At 44.5% G+C, this 18938-nt stretch carries 14 protein-coding genes; 1 reads left to right on the top strand and 13 read right to left on the bottom strand.

Annotation, left to right across the window (positions count from 1 at the left end):
* Window positions 1-21: 21 nt before the first annotated feature.
* The 10 genes from EBA31_RS06905 to galU all read right to left on the bottom strand — a co-directional run bounded on the left by EBA31_RS06905 (window position 22) and on the right by galU (window position 12606).
* Complete coding sequence (locus tag EBA31_RS06905) at window positions 22-1428, bottom strand: hypothetical protein (protein WP_122077920.1); 1407 nt, start codon at window positions 1426-1428, stop codon at window positions 22-24.
* Between the two features lie 40 nt (window positions 1429-1468).
* On the bottom strand, window positions 1469-2644 hold the full coding sequence (locus EBA31_RS06900; protein ID WP_122080592.1) for a glycosyltransferase family 4 protein: 1176 nt from the start codon (window positions 2642-2644) through the stop codon (window positions 1469-1471).
* A gap of 4 nt (window positions 2645-2648) precedes the next feature.
* Entirely contained in the window at window positions 2649-3998 is a 1350-nt protein-coding gene (locus EBA31_RS06895; RefSeq protein ID WP_122077918.1) for an oligosaccharide flippase family protein, read from the bottom strand.
* Window positions 3991-5205 carry a glycosyltransferase gene (locus tag EBA31_RS06890; RefSeq protein WP_238387433.1) on the bottom strand — a complete coding sequence of 405 codons (1215 nt, stop codon included), beginning with the start codon at window positions 5203-5205 and terminating at the stop codon, window positions 3991-3993. The genes EBA31_RS06895 and EBA31_RS06890 overlap by 8 nt, the downstream gene beginning before the upstream one ends.
* A gap of 7 nt (window positions 5206-5212) precedes the next feature.
* Window positions 5213-6481, bottom strand: coding sequence for a colanic acid biosynthesis pyruvyl transferase WcaK (gene wcaK, locus EBA31_RS06885; RefSeq protein ID WP_122077914.1), 1269 nt, complete (start codon window positions 6479-6481; stop codon window positions 5213-5215).
* Window positions 6482-6563: 82 nt separating this feature from the next.
* Window positions 6564-8738 (bottom strand): tyrosine-protein kinase Wzc, encoded by a 2175-nt coding sequence (gene wzc, locus EBA31_RS06880; protein WP_122077912.1) that lies wholly within the window; start codon window positions 8736-8738, stop codon window positions 6564-6566.
* 12 nt (window positions 8739-8750) lie between these two features.
* On the bottom strand, window positions 8751-9185 hold the full coding sequence (locus EBA31_RS06875; RefSeq protein WP_122077910.1) for a protein tyrosine phosphatase: 435 nt from the start codon (window positions 9183-9185) through the stop codon (window positions 8751-8753).
* Between the two features lie 9 nt (window positions 9186-9194).
* Complete coding sequence (locus EBA31_RS06870) at window positions 9195-10331, bottom strand: polysaccharide export protein (RefSeq protein ID WP_122077908.1); 1137 nt, start codon at window positions 10329-10331, stop codon at window positions 9195-9197.
* A 437-nt stretch (window positions 10332-10768) separates the two neighbouring features.
* The gene (locus EBA31_RS06865) at window positions 10769-11662 is read right to left on the bottom strand and encodes a sugar phosphate nucleotidyltransferase (protein WP_044549347.1); all 894 of its coding nucleotides are present in this window, start codon (window positions 11660-11662) and stop codon (window positions 10769-10771) included.
* Window positions 11663-11706: 44 nt separating this feature from the next.
* Entirely contained in the window at window positions 11707-12606 is a 900-nt protein-coding gene (gene galU, locus EBA31_RS06860; RefSeq protein ID WP_122077906.1) for a UTP--glucose-1-phosphate uridylyltransferase GalU, read from the bottom strand.
* A gap of 681 nt (window positions 12607-13287) precedes the next feature.
* Between galU and EBA31_RS06855 the strand changes: the two genes are divergently transcribed.
* The gene (locus EBA31_RS06855) at window positions 13288-14874 is read left to right on the top strand and encodes a TerC family protein (RefSeq protein WP_122077904.1); all 1587 of its coding nucleotides are present in this window, start codon (window positions 13288-13290) and stop codon (window positions 14872-14874) included.
* Window positions 14875-14902: 28 nt separating this feature from the next.
* Here EBA31_RS06855 and dcuC read toward each other — a convergent pair whose 3' ends face one another.
* From dcuC to dcd, 3 genes are all read right to left on the bottom strand, one after another.
* Entirely contained in the window at window positions 14903-16261 is a 1359-nt protein-coding gene (gene dcuC / locus EBA31_RS06850) for an anaerobic C4-dicarboxylate transporter DcuC (RefSeq protein WP_122077902.1), read from the bottom strand.
* A 193-nt stretch (window positions 16262-16454) separates the two neighbouring features.
* Window positions 16455-18290, bottom strand: a complete 1836-nt coding sequence (asmA, locus tag EBA31_RS06845) for an outer membrane assembly protein AsmA (RefSeq protein ID WP_122077900.1) — start codon at window positions 18288-18290, stop codon at window positions 16455-16457.
* Between the two features lie 44 nt (window positions 18291-18334).
* Entirely contained in the window at window positions 18335-18916 is a 582-nt protein-coding gene (gene dcd, locus EBA31_RS06840; protein ID WP_012006010.1) for a dCTP deaminase, read from the bottom strand.
* Window positions 18917-18938 lie beyond the last annotated feature (22 nt).

Raw genomic sequence — 18938 nt, 5'->3', positions numbered from 1 at the left:
AAAAAATTAAAAGATAAGATATTACATCAAAGTTAAAGAGTCTTTTTTTACCTTTTCTCTAATTAAATAAAAAAGTAATAATAACTTAGCAAATGTTACTATTATCATTGGGGTGGGTTGTAAGACAACACTAGTACCACACATTATCCACATGATATTAAAACAAATGGCATTATAAATGACGTTAACTGGTAGCGACATGTTCATTCTCGTCATATATAAACCAGCAAACAGTGCAAAAACTATAGTTATACCGAACCCGATAAGACCACCATTTTTTATTTGAGTGAGTAACGGTGTCTGTACGCTTTTTCTATAGTTTGCTGTCCCGTTTTCTACATCGATTTCTTTTATCTCACCTTGGTCGTCAGTATCCGATGGGGAGTAATACTTCCCTCCGTACCCAATGCCTATTGCTACAGCAGGAAATTTGCTACCTGTGTATTCCCAATAATCCCCAAACTGACTAGAGCGAGTGTTCATTGCTTTACTGTTCGATAACATTAATACAGCGGATAACGCCGCAACCAACCCAACAGTTAGAAATGACATTTTAACTACAGCGATCTTTCCTCGAAACGCATTAACAAAGAATTCGTATACAACATAAATAAATGCCAACAAGAAAATAAATTTATACATATTGGAAAACATGACCAGACCAATCAGAGCAGAACATATATATATTAATTTATATTTTAAAGGCTTAGTGAATAGCAGTGATGTTAGTAATAACGCATACAATACAAAATAAGTAGTTGCCTTATCTTGGTCAATGATCGTTATTTTCATTCCGTATCGTTCCCAGACATAATCGTGGAAGATTAAACTAGAGATAAACCCTGAAATGAGGTTAAGTACATCTATAATACAAAAGATAGTGAACAGTTTATAGAAATCGAAATCTTTTAGATTTTCACACGCCTTTTGGAAAAGAAATATTAAAACTAAAAAATAAATAATCCCTCGACAATAAATGATCTGATCGTTTATTTCTCCTTGCCCACCGCTTTGAATATAGGAAATAAACCCCATGGTGGAAACAACACCCAGTAATAATGCCTGTAATGTTATATATTTAGTAATTATTGATGTACTTTTTACTATTTGGTAAGTGAACATACTTCTCGTGATGATTTTTTTGAAGCATACAAAGGAAAAAATCAACAAAAAAATAACATCTATCGGGGCTAGAGGGCCTGCAACTTTAAAATGGTATATAGCAGTCCGAGGGATTGCGATATTGAAGTCATGGATAGGCTTCACCATTATATTATAGGAAGAATATGAACAAATTATATAAATTAAGAAAATCAAAACAGTATATATGTTGAATTTATTTTTCTTTGCTGTTTTATAAAAATAAATGAGAGCTAAAAATAAAAAAACAAAGAATAATATTGAATCTTCTAAAATTAGAATACCCATGTAACACCCCAATTTATAAAAACAATACTAGTTATATTTGTCACAAGGTGTTTTCCATCACTTCTGGTACATCCTCATTATTAAATTGTTGACGATATACCATTAAATAGTTAGAGGTGATCGTACCCTGGCTGAACATGGCGATTTGCCTCTCGGTTACCTCAACTATCTCCTTAGGTGAAATTCCTGCTATTTCCTTACCTATAAAATAAATATTAGGTAAAAGATTTTTTAATTCGGTGATACCACCAACAGAATTTGTCATAACAACTTTATTTGCCAGCACACATTCAACAATTACTCGACCAAAAGGCTCTTGCCATTTCACAGGCAAAAATGCAATATCAATTCGGGATAGAAAACTCTCTACTGTTACAAAGCCTAGCAACTTTATATTGCTATCTGAGGCTTTTTTTTTCAACTCTTTACCTTCGGTATCATTTGAAAAGCGACCTGCCGCATAATATATAGATCCGGGATTTCTTTTCGCATAAGCACAGTAATCGTCAAACCCTTTATCCCTTGTCAATCGACCGATAAAACCAAATCGAGTGATGCTAGATTCTTTTCCTGTAAATATTGGTTTATTTACAGCATTATAGATGAAATAATTTTCACTCTCGGAGAAAAATCCATTTTCAATATGAAAAGTTTTTATAAAATCACTAATTCCGACATAAGAATCAATATTACTACTAGCAAGTCTCTTAATAAATGACCAGAACTTAACAGGTAATGAACTTGTTGCTATGTTACCACTGTCAGAATATAGAGTTGAGTTCGGATGCAGCAAATAATAATCCCGTGAGGTATGGATTAGTTTTATTTTTCTTTTTTTAACCTCTTTCCAAATAGCTACAGAAAAACCACAAATATTATTAGTGTGCACAACATCTGGTCGAAAATCATCTAGTTCTCTTCCAAAAGATTTTGCCATCAGTGGATTATAGTTATCAACTAAGTGCCAAATTATTTTTTGAAACGCTGTTTTTTTACCAGCCTCATTATCAAATGGCCAATATATATTCTTAAGAGGTAAGTAACTAACATCGACCCCATTAATGCTGGCTGATTTTTTAATGTTATCATCATGTAAAGTGACAACGCGTACCATATGGCCTTTCTTTACTAATTCCTCAGCCAATAACTGTACAGAGACTTCAGCACCCCCGACTTTATATGGTGAGTATATAGTATTAACAATCAATATTTTCATGATTTCAACCAAACAATGAAGTTATGCCATTGAAAATTATCATTCCTAAGTTAAAATAGTCTATTGCTACAATAACTATAATACAGAATCCCGCAGTATAGATCCAAGATAACAAATACTCTTTAAAACTTACACCAACGACTGGTTTTATAAATAATGGGTAAACAGTAATGCTCATAATTACTTGAGCAACGGATAATGACATTGCTACAAGTGTAATACTCCCGGCAATAAGTGACAGACTGACAACAGAAACGACAATTAAACTCGCCCAAACATTCCAGATAAATTCTTTTTTAGTACTGCCATTCGCTTGAGAGATTGCGCCTGTTAGGCCCCCCATAGGCCTTAATACTCCAAGGAGGAGCATATAGGGTATAAGAGTAGCTACCTCTTCATGTTCATTGCCATAAAGCAAACGGACGCCGATGTAAGCCCCCAAACCGATGAGTAAATATACTGCAGCACTGATATTCACAATTACAGATACAGACCGAATAAATAAATTACGCAATTCTGTTACAGCGTGCTGTGTCTCCGCAAATCGCGGCAGTGTCAATCTATTTATTACTGGTGTCAATAACTTAAGGGGTTGAAGTATTAACTCTTTAGCCAAAGAATATACACCTAAAAACTCAGCTCCTAAATATTTCCCAATGATAAATGAATCGGCTTGAGTTCGTAACTGATTGATTGTCTGTGAGCCTAGTTGATAACCGCCGTAACTCACGGCGGCCTTAAATGTTTTGCCACAGAATTGGAATGTAGGATGCCAATTTTTATCACTAAACAAAAGCATTAGGAACAGCCGAAAGAATGCATTTAAAAACTGTCCAATAATTACAGCTGCGATTGTAAATTGCATGGCGAGTATAAGAAAGATAGTAGCGAGAAATGACAATACTTTAGCTATCATTTCTATTTTAGCTAATAAAATCAATTTTTTTGTTTTTACAAAACATGCCTGGTATTGTGACATTGCCCCTAATATAAAAAAGTTAGCACTAACCAAAAAAAGCAAGTACGTTAACTCTTTAATATTATAAAACAATGATAGCGGGTAGGCTATAATTGTAATCAACCCACCTGTAGCCAGCCCAAAAAAGACATTAACCCAAAATATTGTACTCTGTTCTTTCCTTTCTAAGGTCTGCCGATGGATAAGATAACTACTCATTCCCATATCTTGCAAAACCATAGCTACCATAAGTACTGCGTTGACAATTGCCAATATACCTAACTGTTTTACATCAAAAGCTCGAGCGACAATTCCTAACTGCACTAACTGTAGAACTGCAGCTAACACGGTACCTGCCAATAACCAAATAGCCTGTTTTTTTATTTCGCTACCCATGCTTAATTAGCTCAACTAACTTATCATTCAAAATTTCTTGATTAAATTTAGTCTCAATAACTTTCCTTGCTTCTAATGTTATTTTATATACTGCTCCAGTTCCTTGAGCAATTCCCTGTATAATATCAGCTAGCTGAGTGAAGTTTTTTTCATCAGCCAACCATCCTGACTTTTTATCTTCAATTAATTCTGGAATTCCACTGTGCCTTGTTGATACAACAGGCAAGCCCGTTGACATAGCCTCCATAAGGGCTACGGGTATACCTTCCATATCTCCGTTTGCAGCAGTAACTGATGGCAATAAAAACACATCCGAGCTTTCTAGCATTTCTCTAACTTTTTCTTGTGGCTTAAAACCTTCCATAGTGACACTCCCCTGCAATGCTAATTCATCAATTAAATGCACTAAGCTCGCCTCTAATGGTCCGGTACCTACAATAGAAAAATGATAGTCAACACCACGCCTTTTTAACTCTGCGCATGCATGTAAAGCGTATTCCAATCCTTTTTTCTCAATTAATCGGCATACACTCGTTATTTCAAGTGGAGAGTTAACTTTATTTCGTAATTTAAATGTGAACTGATTAATATCAATTCCCATTCGGCAAACATGAATTTTACTTTTGTCACACCCCATGCCTGCTAATTTTTCAGCCCACAGCTCGCTAATGGGTAATATAAGCTCACCTTTTACAAATAAATCCTTATAATCTTTTCTATAATCTGATATTGTTTTCGTATGAGATACATCTAAGCCATGGAATACGGTGGCTAATTTACCATGTAATAAACCAAGATCTCTCAATTTATTAGCAAGAACACCCACAGTTCCAAAATGTGCAATAAAACAATCGGATACAATCTGGTCCGAGTTTTTTGATAAAATATAAGGAAGCAACAAATTTAAGGAATGACGTCCGTATTTAAAAAAATTCAAACATCTTAGAACTGGTATTTTGTTCAGATCATGCAGTATACTAAAAAATCTTTTTTTTATTTTTTTTTCACCACTAACATCTTCTGCCGGCAATAAATATCGCGTCCTACTCAGCAAATCATAATCTTCAACAACAGCATGCTTTTTACTATAGTCGCCAGGCCAAACCGAAACTATTTTTACATCAAGCCCTCTATCAATAAGCCCAACTATTTGATGGATAACAAATGTTTCTGAATAATTAGGGAAACGGTCCAAAAAAAAAGTCACAGTCACACTATCCACCTATTCTTTTTAATAATTCTTTAGTGATTTCAGTCCCTTTATCTCGCTCATTAGCAATTGATACAGCAACCTTTTCTTTTAAAAGTACAATTTCATCCAGCATAGCGGTGATTTTTATCACCAAACTGCCATTAATCAACGATTCAACATCTGCAGACAATTCTGGTAATTGTAACTGTTGCATAATTCCTGCAGATTTATGTTCATAGTTAATAGCTACTGCTGGAGTGCCAAAGTTCATAGAAATAATAGCAGAATGAAGGCGAGTGCCTATTGTAAGCTGACAATAAGAAAGAATATGCCCCAGCTCAACATCATTAAGTTCATCCATAACAACATGAAATGAACCTGTATCATTTACCCTACTGGCGACTTGTTGAGCAACCATTCGATCATCTTTATGATAGCTATCAATGCCAGTGCAAGTTGAAACACAAAGCACTTGAAAACCAGTTGCAATCAATTTTTTAATCAAGTTTGAAAATGCAATTTCGTATTGCTCTTGAGTTACACCTAAACGCTTATCAAAAGGTGCGAGTTCACGCATTGTAATCGCGACTGTAGGCTTTTGCGAGATTAGCTTCAGCCAGTGCTGGATGTTATAACTACTTTCATCTATTTGAGATTTATTATCAACTAACCAGGCAGTGTCCACTCCATGAATAACCTGTCCCACTGGGATGTTGCCTTTCTTCATTAAGTCAAGACTAATTGACTCTCGAAGGACTAACATCTCGACCCGAGAAAACACCAGTTCCGCGATTCCCCTAAATACATTATTTTCAAATGGGCCAACACTATGACCAATCATATAAATTGGCTTTTTAGCAAGTAATGCACAAAGAGCATGCTCGAATTGGTTGATACCATACAAATCAACGAAAAAGGAACCGCCTACTTGAATAATTGCATCATATGTCGAAATTACTCTGATATGCGTTTCGAATTCTTTAGGCATCGGGAAGTATTTCAAAATGCCGTTACCGTTTACTTTAGATGCTAATACACGAGGTAACAGCCTATTAATCATTGCTTTCTTGATCTTTCCAACCAAACCACCTTTACTCTTAAAATGATAGCGATATAGTTCATCATCTTTAATATGACGACCAAGCAAATAGCTAGAACTGACAGGATAGCGACTAATAATATCGATTGATGTGTCAGGGAACACATGTTCAATAGATTGAACCAGGCCTCTTAAAATGGCCCCATCGCCACGGTTTCCACAAGTGTGATTTCCCACAAGAAGTAATTTCATGAGTGCATCCTGACAAAAATTTATATGATATGAATTAAAACAAACCAACCAGCACTATAGTGCTGGTTGTAAAATAATCTATTTAGGCTTTATCAGATGAACGATACTCATATTGATAATAACCATAACCACCATAATAACTGCTTGCCCTTTTTTCGACAGCGTTGAGTATCACGCCTTTAATATCGATTCCGTTTTGCTCAAATCGACGCACACTAACTTCTATTTCTTTCACTGTATTCATACTAAAACGTGCGATCATGAGAGCGGTACCAACATGATGACCAATAATAGCTGCATCCGTTACTGCCAAAATAGGTGGTGTATCGACCAGTACGATATCGTAATTTTTACTCGCCCAATCAATCATTTCTTTAAGGCGGGCTCTCATCAGTAATTCTGATGGATTAGGAGGAATCTGTCCGCGAGGAATAAAGTCCATCCCTTCAATTTCAGTTTTCCTGATCGCATTCTCGAACGTTGTTTGTTGAGATAAAATATCAGACAAACCGTTTTGCCAACCTACTCCAAGTAAAGTATGTGAATAACCTTTACGCATATCTGCATCAATCACAAGTACCCGTTGCCCTGCCTGTGCGATTACCGCCGCCAAATTTATACTGACGAAAGTTTTACCAATATTTGGGCTTGCACCAGAGATCATCAAAACATTATTTTTTGACTCAAGCATGGCAAAATGTAAGCTCGTTCGTAAACTCCGAATTGCCTCAATCGCTAAATCAGCAGGGTTACCTACAGCTAAAAGACTATTGGAACGGGTATTCGATTTACGCTTGGAAGACAATAATGTTTCTCTGTCTTTTTTCTGCTGCCATTCGGAGAGCGGTATGCTTGCATATACATTAATACCGTCTTGTTCCAGCTGTTCAGGGGTCTCGATTCCTTTATGTAACATCGTCTTCAACAATACGATTGCTACAGAAAGCATTCCTCCCAGGAAAGTCGCTAGAAGTACTATAAGTGTTTTTCGCGGTTTTACGGGATTTGGCTGAGTAACAGCAGGATCAACAATACGTACATTACCAACGGTGCTGGCCTTAGTAATGCTTAACTCTTGCTGCTTATTTAATAGTTGCATGTAGATTTCTTTGCCAGCGTCTACATCTCGAGTCAAACGAATAATTTCTTGCTGTGTCTTTGGCATACCGCTGACACGTTTATTTAGCTTCCCTTTTTCTTGTTCAAGTGTAGCTCTTTTTTCCATTAAAGCGCGGTAAGCCGGGTGTTCACGGGTATACAATTTTGAAATTTCTGCTTCACGGAAAGTTAATTCATTCAGTTGTGATTCAACAGAAACTATCGTATCTAACACTGATTTAGCTTCGAGCGAAAGATCTACCGAGTCATTTTGCTGTCTGAAGCGGTTTAGTTTATCTTCTGCAATATCTAGAGCTGCCCGTACTTCCGGAAGCTGCTCTTTCAAGAAGTTGAGGCTTTTGGCCGCTTCTTCAGATTTACGCTCTACGTTTTGTAACAAATAGTTTCTAGTAATACTATCCAGAGTTTTACGCACCAGCGTCGGGTTCTCGCCAATCAGGCTTAGTGCCAATACACCTGTATCTTTGCCCTTATCCTGTACCGTCAGTGACTCCAATAAATTGTTAATAGTTATCAGTTTTGGTTGTTTTACGATTAGAAATTCTGTACCAGGTTTAGCAACGAGATCACTAATTAACAATGAAATACCATTGCCACTAGTGACTTCACCTACCTTCCCTTTCAGAATTTCAGTGCCGTCATTGCTCAAAGTATAATTTTTATCATCGATAACGGTTAGATCCAATGGGATATTCTCCCAGGACGCTGGTACGTTGAGGCGAGATAACGCAATTTCGCCTGGCACTTCCCCCTTCAAACGAGCCCAACCACGACCGAATACGGGAAAATACTTTTGCTCAACGACAGTATCTAAATTTAGATCATCAATCGTCTTTCCTGTAACCATTCTGGACTGAATCAGTTCAATCTCAGTAGAAGAACCTGGTTGGCTAGACGGCATCATATCCGACAAATTATTTAGCAGTGAGTTTCCAACATTTTGTTCTACCTGGACTAATGCATCTGATTGGTATACAGGGGTGGCGAAAAGCGAGTATACGATCCCCACCACAGCAAAAAGTGCCGTTACGCCAATAATGAGCCAGCGATGGTCTAACAGTGTTCCTAATAATCGCCCTAAATCGATCTCATCATTACTACTGCCTGCTGCAGTATTCATCTTTGTAGTTTCAGTCATTGTAATCTCTGGTTAACGATTTAACGCCTGCGCCCATTTCTCAGCGCCCTCGGCAAGTAAGCGGTATACGAATTCAAAAGCCTCATGACTCTTTCCATAGGGATCTGGTATTTCCCGCTGCCCAAGCCAATGGGCAAAAAGCATCGTTTTTCCTCTAACCTCAGGGGCTAAACGACATACAGCGTCGATGTGACCTTTTTCCATAACTAAAATAAGCGAATACTCTCTACACATCTCTTTGGTCAGTTGCTTTGCAATATGCCCATATAGTGACAATTGATGTTCTTCTGCTACCTCAATTGCCATAGCATCCGCAGGTTTACCAATGAGGGCACCAACACCGGCAGATGATATTTTTTTGCCCGGAACCAATTGCTGCAAAAGCCGTTCCCCGGTGGGGGAACGGCAAATATTGCCAACGCAAACAACCAATATTGAATCAAACATCATTCATTCCTATGGCCAATTACGAATACGCAATGTACCTTCAGTGAGGTCATTAAAGCTGGAGATTGTCGGTGCCAACTGACTGATCAAACGGTTCCAGCGTACGATTGGAGCAGCCGTCACATAAACAACATCATAAGGCTGCAATTGGAACTCAGCCCCCATCACCATTGCAGTGGCATCCGCCATGTTAAGCTGGTATATATCGGCCAGCTTATTTCCTTGGGTGCCATGGAGAGGACGGATAACGAATACCCCCGTAGCATCTGCTGCCGTTTGACTAATCCCTTCACTATTCCCCAGCGCCTCGGTCAGGGTCATTCCGCTTCTATCCATTTTCAGCGTCGCCGGTGCTTTGACTTCACCCATAACGAACACCTTGAGATCGTCATTGCGCGGTACATAAAGGATGTCGCCCGGATACAGCAGTCGGTTCTGAGTCAAATCGCCATTTTGCATCAGTTTCTGCAGTGACAAACGCTGCTCCTGACCGTTATGGGTTAGTACTATGTTTCTCCAATCGGCATTATCGCTAAGTCCCCCCGCAGCATTGATTGCATCAAGCACCGTGAGAGGAACGTTCGTGATAGGCTGCTGTCCAGACGTTTTAACTTCGCCAGTGACGTATGTTTTTTGAGAACGGAAAGCTGCAATATTGACGTCAACCTGTGGGCTTTCAATATATTGTGCCAATCGATTTGAAATTTCCGCGCGTACCTGACTCGCGGTTTTACCCGTAACCTTCACCTTGCCAATATAAGGATAGAAGATTGTGCCGTCAGATTGCACCCAGTTACCGGTATCACTAGCGCTACGGTACTGGCCAGCTGGAGTCGTTAGTTCAGGGTGATCCCAAACAGTTACGTTTAAGACGTCACCAACCCCGATTCGGTACTCATAAGTACGCAATGAGGCTTCCAGCAGGGAATTAGGTTGCGCAACTACCTTTGCAGGGCGCAATTTCTGAATTAATTTTGGCGTCACAGGATAAACATTCACGAGATCGTCAATATCGAAGTCACTATCCTCCTGTTTTACTACGCTTTTCCCAGTAGTATTCAAATGTTGCCCTGGGAGGACCGTACAGCCACTGATTATACTTATTGATACCAATACCGATATCATTTTCAATTGTCGTTTTGCCATCGAGTTATCATCACTTTCAAAGTAAATGTATCCGCAAAGCTACCAAGCTAGCCTACCTTGGCTGCATATTGTAACCTTACCAAACTGCATTGTTACTGACCTGGATTGAGGTATCTACGCCAAGGCAGGCGCTCTTCAAAGATAGCTGAAATATCGGACCGTTAAGCCATTGTTGAAGTTAAAAGAGTTAGTATGGCTTATTACAAAAGTGTGGCCTTGCTGCTGAAAAATAGCCTTATCATAGTGCCAATAGCTATTAAATCCACTGAATTACAGCACACAGTGGGTTTTGTTGCACAATCGTTGCGACCTATCACTTGAACGCCGCATTATTCCACAAGCTATCAGATACTAATATAAAAACATTTATGTGAAATGAGGCGGCTAACGTAATAAACAAGACATGTTTATGCCAGCCGCCCAAGATTTGAGGGATATCACAACTTCAGCGTTTCAGCCCATTCGCGAAACGCTTTGCCTTGGGTAGGATGGCGTAAGCCGTAAGTGACAAACGCTCTCAGATAGCCCATTTTTTCGCCACAGTTAAACGACTCACCCACCAACTCCATCGCCTCGACCGGCTTGTGTTTTAACAGTTCAGCAATGGCATCTGTGAGCTGAATTCTTCCCCAAGCGCCTGGCTCTGTTTTCTCCAACAGTGGCCAGATATCCGCGGACAAAACGTAGCGCCCTACTGCAGAATAATTCGATTTCAACTGAACCTCACGGCCCGGTTTCTCGATAATAGAGGTCATCCTCGAACTCTCACCGGGTTGCAAACTGTTGGTTTCACATTCCACAACGGAGTAATCATGCAGGACATGTTCATCAGCAGCCTGTACCAGCACCTGACTCAAGCCCGTTTGTTCAAAGCGAGCAATCATATGCGGTAAGTTGTCTTTCTTCAGATCGGCTTTCGCATCGTCAAGCAAGACATCCGGTAACAGAACCACAAAAGGTGAATCCCCTACCAGAGGTTTGGCACACAGTACAGCATGCCCTAAACCTTTAGGCTGCCCCTGACGAATATGCATCAGGGTTACCCCTTTAGGGCAAATAGACTGCACCTCATCCAGCAACTGGCGCTTTACGCGCGCTTCGAGCATCGCTTCCAATTCGAACGAGGTATCGAAATGGTTTTCTATCGCATTTTTTGATGAATGCGTCACCAAGATGATCTCTTTAATCCCGGCAGCGACGCACTCATTGACAATGTATTGAATCAACGGCTTATCAACGATTGGCAACATTTCCTTCGGAATAGCCTTGGTTGCAGGCAGCATACGCATACCCAGACCTGCAACAGGAATGACAGCTTTCAACTTAGTCATGATAATCCTCTATCGATCTTGTGATCGTATTTTAGCCGTAACTCTTACTTGCTGTTCAACGTCTGCTTCAACCATTGGGTAAAGCCTTCGCCTTCCGAGCTGTGACGCAGACCATACTGCACGAATGCCTTCATATAACCCAACTTATCACCACAGTCGTGTGATTTGCCGCTCATGTGAAAAGCCTCGACGGTTTCCTGCCCCATCAATGCCGCAATGGCATCGGTAAGCTGAATTTCATCACCGGCGCCCGGCAAGGTTTTTTCCAGCAGTGGCCAGATATCGGCAGACAGAACATAACGTCCCACTACCGCCAGATTAGAAGGCGCATCTTCAAGCGCTGGCTTTTCAACGACCGCCGTCATCGGGGTACTCTCACCTGCAGATAAGGTTGCACCACCGCAATCGACAACCCCGTATTTAGAGACGTCTTGCTCCGGTACCGGTTCCACCATGATCTGGCTAAAGCCAGTCTCCGTAAAACGTTCGATCATCTTGGCCAGGTTTTCTTTACGCAGATCTGCCGTGGAATCATCCAGCAATACGTCAGGCAGCAAAACGACGAAAGGCTCATCACCTACCATAGGTTTGGCGCACAACACCGCGTGCCCCAAACCTTTAGCCTGACCCTGACGCACTTGCATCACCGTCACATCTGCCGGGCAGATAGTCTGTACTTCTTCCAGTAACTGGCGCTTAACGCGCGATTCCAAAACCGCCTCAAGCTCAAACGAGGTATCGAAGTGGTTTTCGATCGCATTTTTGGAGGAGTGGGTGACCAACACAATATCTTTGATCCCGGCGGCCACACACTCATTCACAATGTACTGAATCAGTGGTTTATCGACCACCGGCAGCATTTCTTTAGGAATAGCTTTTGTCGCCGGCAACATACGGGTTCCCAGGCCAGCTACAGGGATCACAGCCTTCAGTCTCTTTTGCATTTTTTTATCCACAATCTAATAACTATAACGTAGCCGACTTAAGCCTGTTCCCAGATACTTACGAAACCGGGGCCGTATGATTTGGACACGCTACCGCCCCTGGCTTTCAGCTACCAGTGCACTGTCATCGTTCTCTATGGGTTGATTGGGGGTTCCAATCTCACTTTGATGTAAATTAGGGGCCGTATTCGTTTGTTAAGCGATAGATAGATCACAGAAAAAACAAAATAAATACGCCCTTATAACCAAACGATGATACTTGTAAATGTTTATGTGGCTAAGATTCTTATACTATTACCTTATCGATACAAGCCTAAGATACCCGTTGGATGCCCTTTTCAGAATAAGACTACCCACTGGAGCAGACTGAACAAAGTGTAGCAGCCAGCCAAACCTATAACGGATTGATTTTTAAAATTTATACTAACGCTGATTTTATCATCAGGCGTCTGATGCCATGCTCCGGCCAGGGACTCTCTTTTCCGAAAACCACCTATTTCTCGCCACAGTTCATTCCGAATGCCCTTCAACGGGGTGATTTTTTATGCATTATTTTAGTGATTTCCGTCATGTTGCATCCTTAGCCTTCCAGGCCATGGTTTAAAAGTTGAATTTTCCCGGTGCAACACCCATCATTCACTGGCGGCATAAGCCGTCGAACTTACAGGTGAAATTGGGCGTATGGAATGGATCGCGGATCCAACAATTTGGGCCGGCCTGGCCACTCTGGTCGTGCTGGAAATCGTTCTGGGTATAGACAACCTTATCTTTATCGCCATTCTGGCGGAAAAATTACCTAAACATCAGAGAGATAAGGCTCGCGTCGTAGGCCTGTTACTGGCATTGCTGATGCGTTTGGCCCTGTTGGCCTCCATCTCATGGTTGGCTACGCTGACCCAACCGCTGTTTTTTGCCGCCGGACATCCGTTTAGCGGTCGCGACCTTATCATGCTGATTGGGGGGATCTTCCTGCTGTTCAAAGCCACGATGGAGCTTAACGAACGGCTGGAGGGTAAAGATGAAGAGCAACATGGCTCGCGCAAGGGTGCCCGTTTCTGGCCGGTGGTGGCGCAAATCGTGGTGTTGGATGCCGTATTCTCGCTCGACTCGGTGATCACTGCCGTCGGTATGGTTGATCACCTCGCCGTCATGATGATTGCGGTTTGTATCGCTATCGGCTTGATGTTGCTGGCCAGCAAGCCCTTAACACGCTTCGTCAACGCCCACCCGACAATCGTTATCCTGTGCCTGAGCTTCTTGCTGATGATCGGCTTTAGCCTGGTCGCCGAGGGCTTCGGCTACCATATTCCAAAAGGCTATTTGTACGCTGCAATTGGCTTCTCGGTGATGATCGAAGCGTTGAACCAGCTGTCGCAGTTCAATCGGCGCCGCTTTCTTTCCAAAGTGCGACCATTGCGCGAACGGACGGCAGAGGCCGTGTTGCGCATGCTGAGCGGCAAACATGAAGAAGCGGAAGTCGACAGCCACTCAGCCAACCTGCTGGCCGACAGCGACAGTGAGAGCGGCGAGATTTTCAATCAGCAGGAACGCCATATGATCGAACGCGTGTTGGGCATGGCCCAGCGTACGGTAAGCAGCATTATGACTTCCCGCCATGATGTGGAATACCTTGAGCTGAATGACCCACAGGAAAAGCTGACCCAACTGCTGGAAAAAAATCAGCATACACGCATCGTGGTGGTGGAAAACAGCGCCAGTGATGAACCGCTCGGCGTTATTCACACCATTGACTTGTTGAAACAACAGCTTACCCAGGCCCCGCTAGATTTACGCGCGCTGGTGCTGCAACCGCTGATCTTCCCCGAGCAGTTAACCCTGCTGAGCGCGCTGGAACAATTCCGTCAGGCGCAGACGCATTTTGCCTTTGTGGTCGATGAGTTCGGCTCGGTGGAAGGGATCGTCACGCTGACCGATGTGATGGAAACCATCGCCGGTAACCTGCCGGAAGCCGGTGAGGAAGTGGATGCCCGGCATGATATCCAGCAAAATGAGGATGGCAGTTGGACCGCCAACGGCTATATGCCACTGGAAGATTTGGTGTTGTATCTGCCGTTGCCGTTGGAAGAAAAGCGTGAGTATCACACGCTGGCCGGCCTGTTGATGGAGCACAGCCAGCGTATTCCTCAGGAAGGCGAGCAGTTGCGGATCGGTGACTACCTGTTCGAACCGCTGGAAGTCAGCAGCCACCGTATCTTGAAAGTGAAAATCACCCCGCTGTCGGTGCCCGAGCCGGACTACGAGGTGTAAAGCCTGGCCGGGTATGACCCGGCCCCTTTTATAAATGCTGGGGAACCAGCAGCTCCGTCGCCACAATCACCACGATTAACCCGACAATCACCGGCACCGAAGTGCGTTTTACCACTTCAAAAGGCGAGATTTTTGCCATACCGGACACCGCAACCACCACGCCAGATACTGGCGACAGGGTGCGCCCCAGATTTGAAGCCTGCAGCATCGGGATCACCAGATAAGCCGGATTAACCCCCATCTGCGCCGCCAACTTGGGAATGAGCTCAACGAAAGCATAGAAAGGTGCGTTCCCCGAACCGGTCGTCATGGCTGCCAGCATGGTAATCACCACCAGTACCAGCATCATGATAATGCCACCGGTACCGAACGACTGCGCCAGACTGATCAGCCCGCTGATAAATCCGACGGTGCTAAGCCCCTGTGCGAAAACGCCAGCTGCCACCAACAGCATCACGACGCTGGCAAAAGCATCCGCCATACCGCGATAAGCAACCTCCAATCCCGTGAACACCTGTTTGGCGCTAAAACTGCGCAAGAATTCGATTACCGCTGCCAGTAACATGCACCCGACCAACACGGTGATGATATGCAGTTCCGGCCCCCATTTACCGTCAAATACCAACACCCCGAGGATGGGGGTGAAAGGCAGCACGGCGTAGAACCCCGGTGCGTGAGTAGTGATTTCACTCACATCCATAATGTGATGCTGTTCGTTGCCCTTTTTGTCCAGATAACGTTGCCAGAAGAAATGCGCGATGGCCATGCAGACAATGGCCGCAATGGAAATGGGCAAAGTGGTTTTAAAAGCAAAATCGACCAGCGGCATTTCCGCTGCCTTGGCGGCCAATACCACATCACCGGAGGTTGGCGCCAGGATAATCGCCGCAGGCGAAGCGCAGATAGCCGCCGCTGCACCGCGGCTGATGCCGACATTAACCATCAACGGGAATAGCGTTGCCATCAGCAATACGCCCAGGCCGGTAGCGGATGATACCGCCAGTGACATCAGGCAAGCGACAAAGTAGGCTGCCACCATTAAAAGATAAGGAGAGTTGATCATCTGCAATGGACGTGAGGCCAGCTTTACGACGACATCATTAGCACCAATGTGCGTCATATAAGCTGCAAAGCCACACAGCATCATAATCATCATGCCAAGATCGCCACCGCGACTCATCAGCAAGATTTTGACGTATTCGATGATGTCAGTCGCACGCCACCCGGTAGTGGCAGCACTGGCAGGCAACAGGCTTTTGCCCATCAGGGCGCTGATTGCCAACAGCAATAAGCCCCCCACCATCAACACTCCGGTAGCGGAGTAACCCTTGATGATGTAGCGGCCAACGCCCGCCGCGACGACCGCCCCAATCAGAAGCTCTATCATATTCCCTCAACTTATCATTATCGTTATTGACCATGCCAAAGCGTATAAATCGCCTTACTGCGCACACTCTGCACAAACTCAGTCAAATGCATCATGATGTTCGTCAATGTTACGGGAGGAAATTATTGGGGGGAGAAACACTTTACGGGGTTTATCAAAAATGCGGGCCGAGAACCGACCCGCATCGTTAAGATTAGAGTTTATCGAGCAGCTTTTTCAGATCCTGCCCTTCGCGTGAATCCTGGTTCTTTTCTGCCCATTTGTTCAGCGCGTCCTTCGCCCGGTCCTGCAGCGTTTTACGCAATATCTGATCGACCTGCAATTGGTAGTTAAGCTGGTTCCACGGGCCATAAACCCGCAGTGGGATCGGCGTTTTCTGCAGTTGTTGGATCAGATCGTCGCGTCCCTGCCAACCGCCGGTTACCCGGACATTAAGCGCCATATCGCACTGTTTGCCCGGCATATCCACGGTACCGCCGCCACTCAGGTTCAACAATGGGGAATCTGCGCCCAGCTCGGTAATTTTTACCGTGCCCCGGTTAAGGCTGGCCTTCGCCGACAGTTGTTTCACTTCGGTATAACGTTGATATTCGTCTTGCCCGCGTACGCTGCTGTCGTTACGCGCCACCGCTTGCTGAATCAACTGTTGAATATTCAGACCATGCAACTGCGCGTCCTGCATCGTCATCTGAGCCGTGCCCTGCCAACGTCGTTCAAATGACTGTGAGGTAAAGCGATCGCCGGTTAAATCCCCCTGCATGCTGAATTTGCCGGTCAACACCTGTGGCATCTCGAACGCTTTCAAAACGGTGCCAAGTTCAACCTGTTTCACAACCGGCTGCACCGTGATGACCGGACGGCTCCCCCGTGCGTCCAACGTCCCTGGCAACGCAAAATCACCGCCAGCCAACTGTCCGGAGAGCGAATGAGATGTCAACAACCCCTGCCGGTTATCCGCTTGCAGCACCAAATGGGCAATGTTCATGCCGCGATAAGTCAGTTGAACCACGCTTAAATTGAGTTGAGCATTAAAATCTCGCAGCACCTCAAGATTGTGCTGAGGATCGTCCATTTGGCTGGCTATGACCGGTGCTGAGGTCACAACCTGTGATGGCTGAGCTTGTGAACTGCTGGCTTGCCAACCGGTAAATGTATCCAAATTAAGCACAGTGGACGCCAGGTTAAGCGTGTAGGCCGGGATTTCACCGAACTTAATGTCGGCGTCACCGGTGAACGTGCTGTCATTTGCGCTAACGCTAAGCTTGCTTAGTGCGACTTGCTGTGGCGTTTGCTGATATACCACCTGAGCGCTGCCTTCGCCCTTAATACCGCCGGCCAGAATGTCAGCACCTTCCAGTTGATAACTGAACTGGCTCACATTGGCGGCAATGCGTCGTGGAAATTGCTGCAAATCGATATCCGCCGCCATACTGAAACTCAGATCGCGCTGATTGCGGTTCACCCGGCTGGAAAGTTCCATTTGCGCCTGGCGTTTGGCATTTTGCTGCAGGGTGAGGTTGATATCGCGAACGTTAATCTGCTCGTTGTTGGCACGCTGCCAGATCAGCAGACTGTCCACCACGCGAAGATTATCGATATCAAATTTCCACGGCGCCTCTGCCGACTCTTCGGAATGGCCCGCGGGGGCGATCGGTGCGTCAGGTTGGGTCTGCTCTTCACTGTCGGGCGTCAGGCGGATAACGGCGTTTTTCAACATCACCTGTTTCACAAACAGCTGATGCGATAACAACGGCAGCAGTTTGACATCCAGCCGCATGTTGTCGGCGCTCACCACCGGCGCAGTGGCTCCGGGGGCTGTCAACGTCATGCGCCCTGCAAGGATGCTGAGCTGTGGCCAGATGTGCCAGCGCAGCTCACCGTCCAACGTCAGATGATAACCGCTCTTTTGTTCGACCTTCGTGACCATATAGGCGCGAAAATCATTCGGATTAACCAACAGCACCAGCGCAGACATTCCCGCCACCAGCACCACCAGCAAAATCACCAAAGTCGTCAGTAATCTTCTCATGCCATCCTCTTGTCAACGCCCCACCGACAGTGCTTCCAGCGCTGTTAGTCCTTGTCGATTCGACTGGCTACCGCACCCTGCTGATCGCGGTATTTTGCATCCTGCCGGCTGTTGTAAGGACGTGCCGCCGGCCCAGAAAGCGGTTCAAAACTCAGCGCGCCAATCAGCATGCCCGGGCGTAATGCCAATGGCAGCTTACCTGAATTATAGAACTCCAGAACAATTCGGCCCTGCCAGCCTGGGTCGATACGGTGTGCGGTAACGTGCACCATTAATCCCAGGCGCGCCAGAGAAGAACGCCCGTCCAGCCACCCCACCAGATCGTTTGGCAGCGTTACCGACTCCAGCGTCACCGCCAGCGCCAGTTCGCCCGGATGCAGGAAGAAGGCTTCGCCTTCTGGCAGAACGATTTCATCACTCATCACGCGATCCAATGCGGCACTGACTTCGTCTTTCGGCCCACTGAGATCGATAAACGCGGCGGTGTGGCCGCGAAACACGCGGAACTGATTGCCTAAACGGACATCCACTGTGGCCCCGTTAATACGCTCAATCGGCGGACGCGGTGAAATCACCAGCTTTTCGCAATCCAGCCAGGCTTCTATATCACGGTCGCACAGTCTCATTTCTTTATCTCCATCAGGCGTG

Source organism: Serratia sp. P2ACOL2 (assembly GCF_003691565.1).
Classification (GTDB): domain Bacteria; phylum Pseudomonadota; class Gammaproteobacteria; order Enterobacterales; family Enterobacteriaceae; genus Serratia; species Serratia liquefaciens.
Note: the sequence above shows the minus strand (reverse complement) of the source record. Positions and strands in the feature narration are given on the sequence as shown.

Bases quoted from the DNA above. Each gene is read 5' to 3' on its own strand.
- EBA31_RS06905 (WP_122077920.1), bottom strand. From the start codon at position 1,428: ATGGGTATTCTAATTTTAGAAGATTCAATATTATTCTTTGTTTTTTTA.
- EBA31_RS06900 (WP_122080592.1), bottom strand. From the start codon at position 2,644: ATGAAAATATTGATTGTTAATACTATATACTCACCATATAAAGTCGGG.
- EBA31_RS06895 (WP_122077918.1), bottom strand. From the start codon at position 3,998: ATGGGTAGCGAAATAAAAAAACAGGCTATTTGGTTATTGGCAGGTACC.
- wcaK (WP_122077914.1), bottom strand. From the start codon at position 6,481: ATGAAATTACTTCTTGTGGGAAATCACACTTGTGGAAACCGTGGCGAT.
- wzc (WP_122077912.1), bottom strand. From the start codon at position 8,738: ATGACTGAAACTACAAAGATGAATACTGCAGCAGGCAGTAGTAATGAT.
- EBA31_RS06875 (WP_122077910.1), bottom strand. From the start codon at position 9,185: ATGTTTGATTCAATATTGGTTGTTTGCGTTGGCAATATTTGCCGTTCC.
- EBA31_RS06870 (WP_122077908.1), bottom strand. From the start codon at position 10,331: ATGGCAAAACGACAATTGAAAATGATATCGGTATTGGTATCAATAAGT.
- EBA31_RS06865 (WP_044549347.1), bottom strand. From the start codon at position 11,662: ATGACTAAGTTGAAAGCTGTCATTCCTGTTGCAGGTCTGGGTATGCGT.
- galU (WP_122077906.1), bottom strand. From the start codon at position 12,606: ATGCAAAAGAGACTGAAGGCTGTGATCCCTGTAGCTGGCCTGGGAACC.
- EBA31_RS06855 (WP_122077904.1), top strand. From the start codon at position 13,288: ATGGAATGGATCGCGGATCCAACAATTTGGGCCGGCCTGGCCACTCTG.
- dcuC (WP_122077902.1), bottom strand. From the start codon at position 16,261: ATGATAGAGCTTCTGATTGGGGCGGTCGTCGCGGCGGGCGTTGGCCGC.
- asmA (WP_122077900.1), bottom strand. From the start codon at position 18,290: ATGAGAAGATTACTGACGACTTTGGTGATTTTGCTGGTGGTGCTGGTG.
- dcd (WP_012006010.1), bottom strand. From the start codon at position 18,916: ATGAGACTGTGCGACCGTGATATAGAAGCCTGGCTGGATTGCGAAAAG.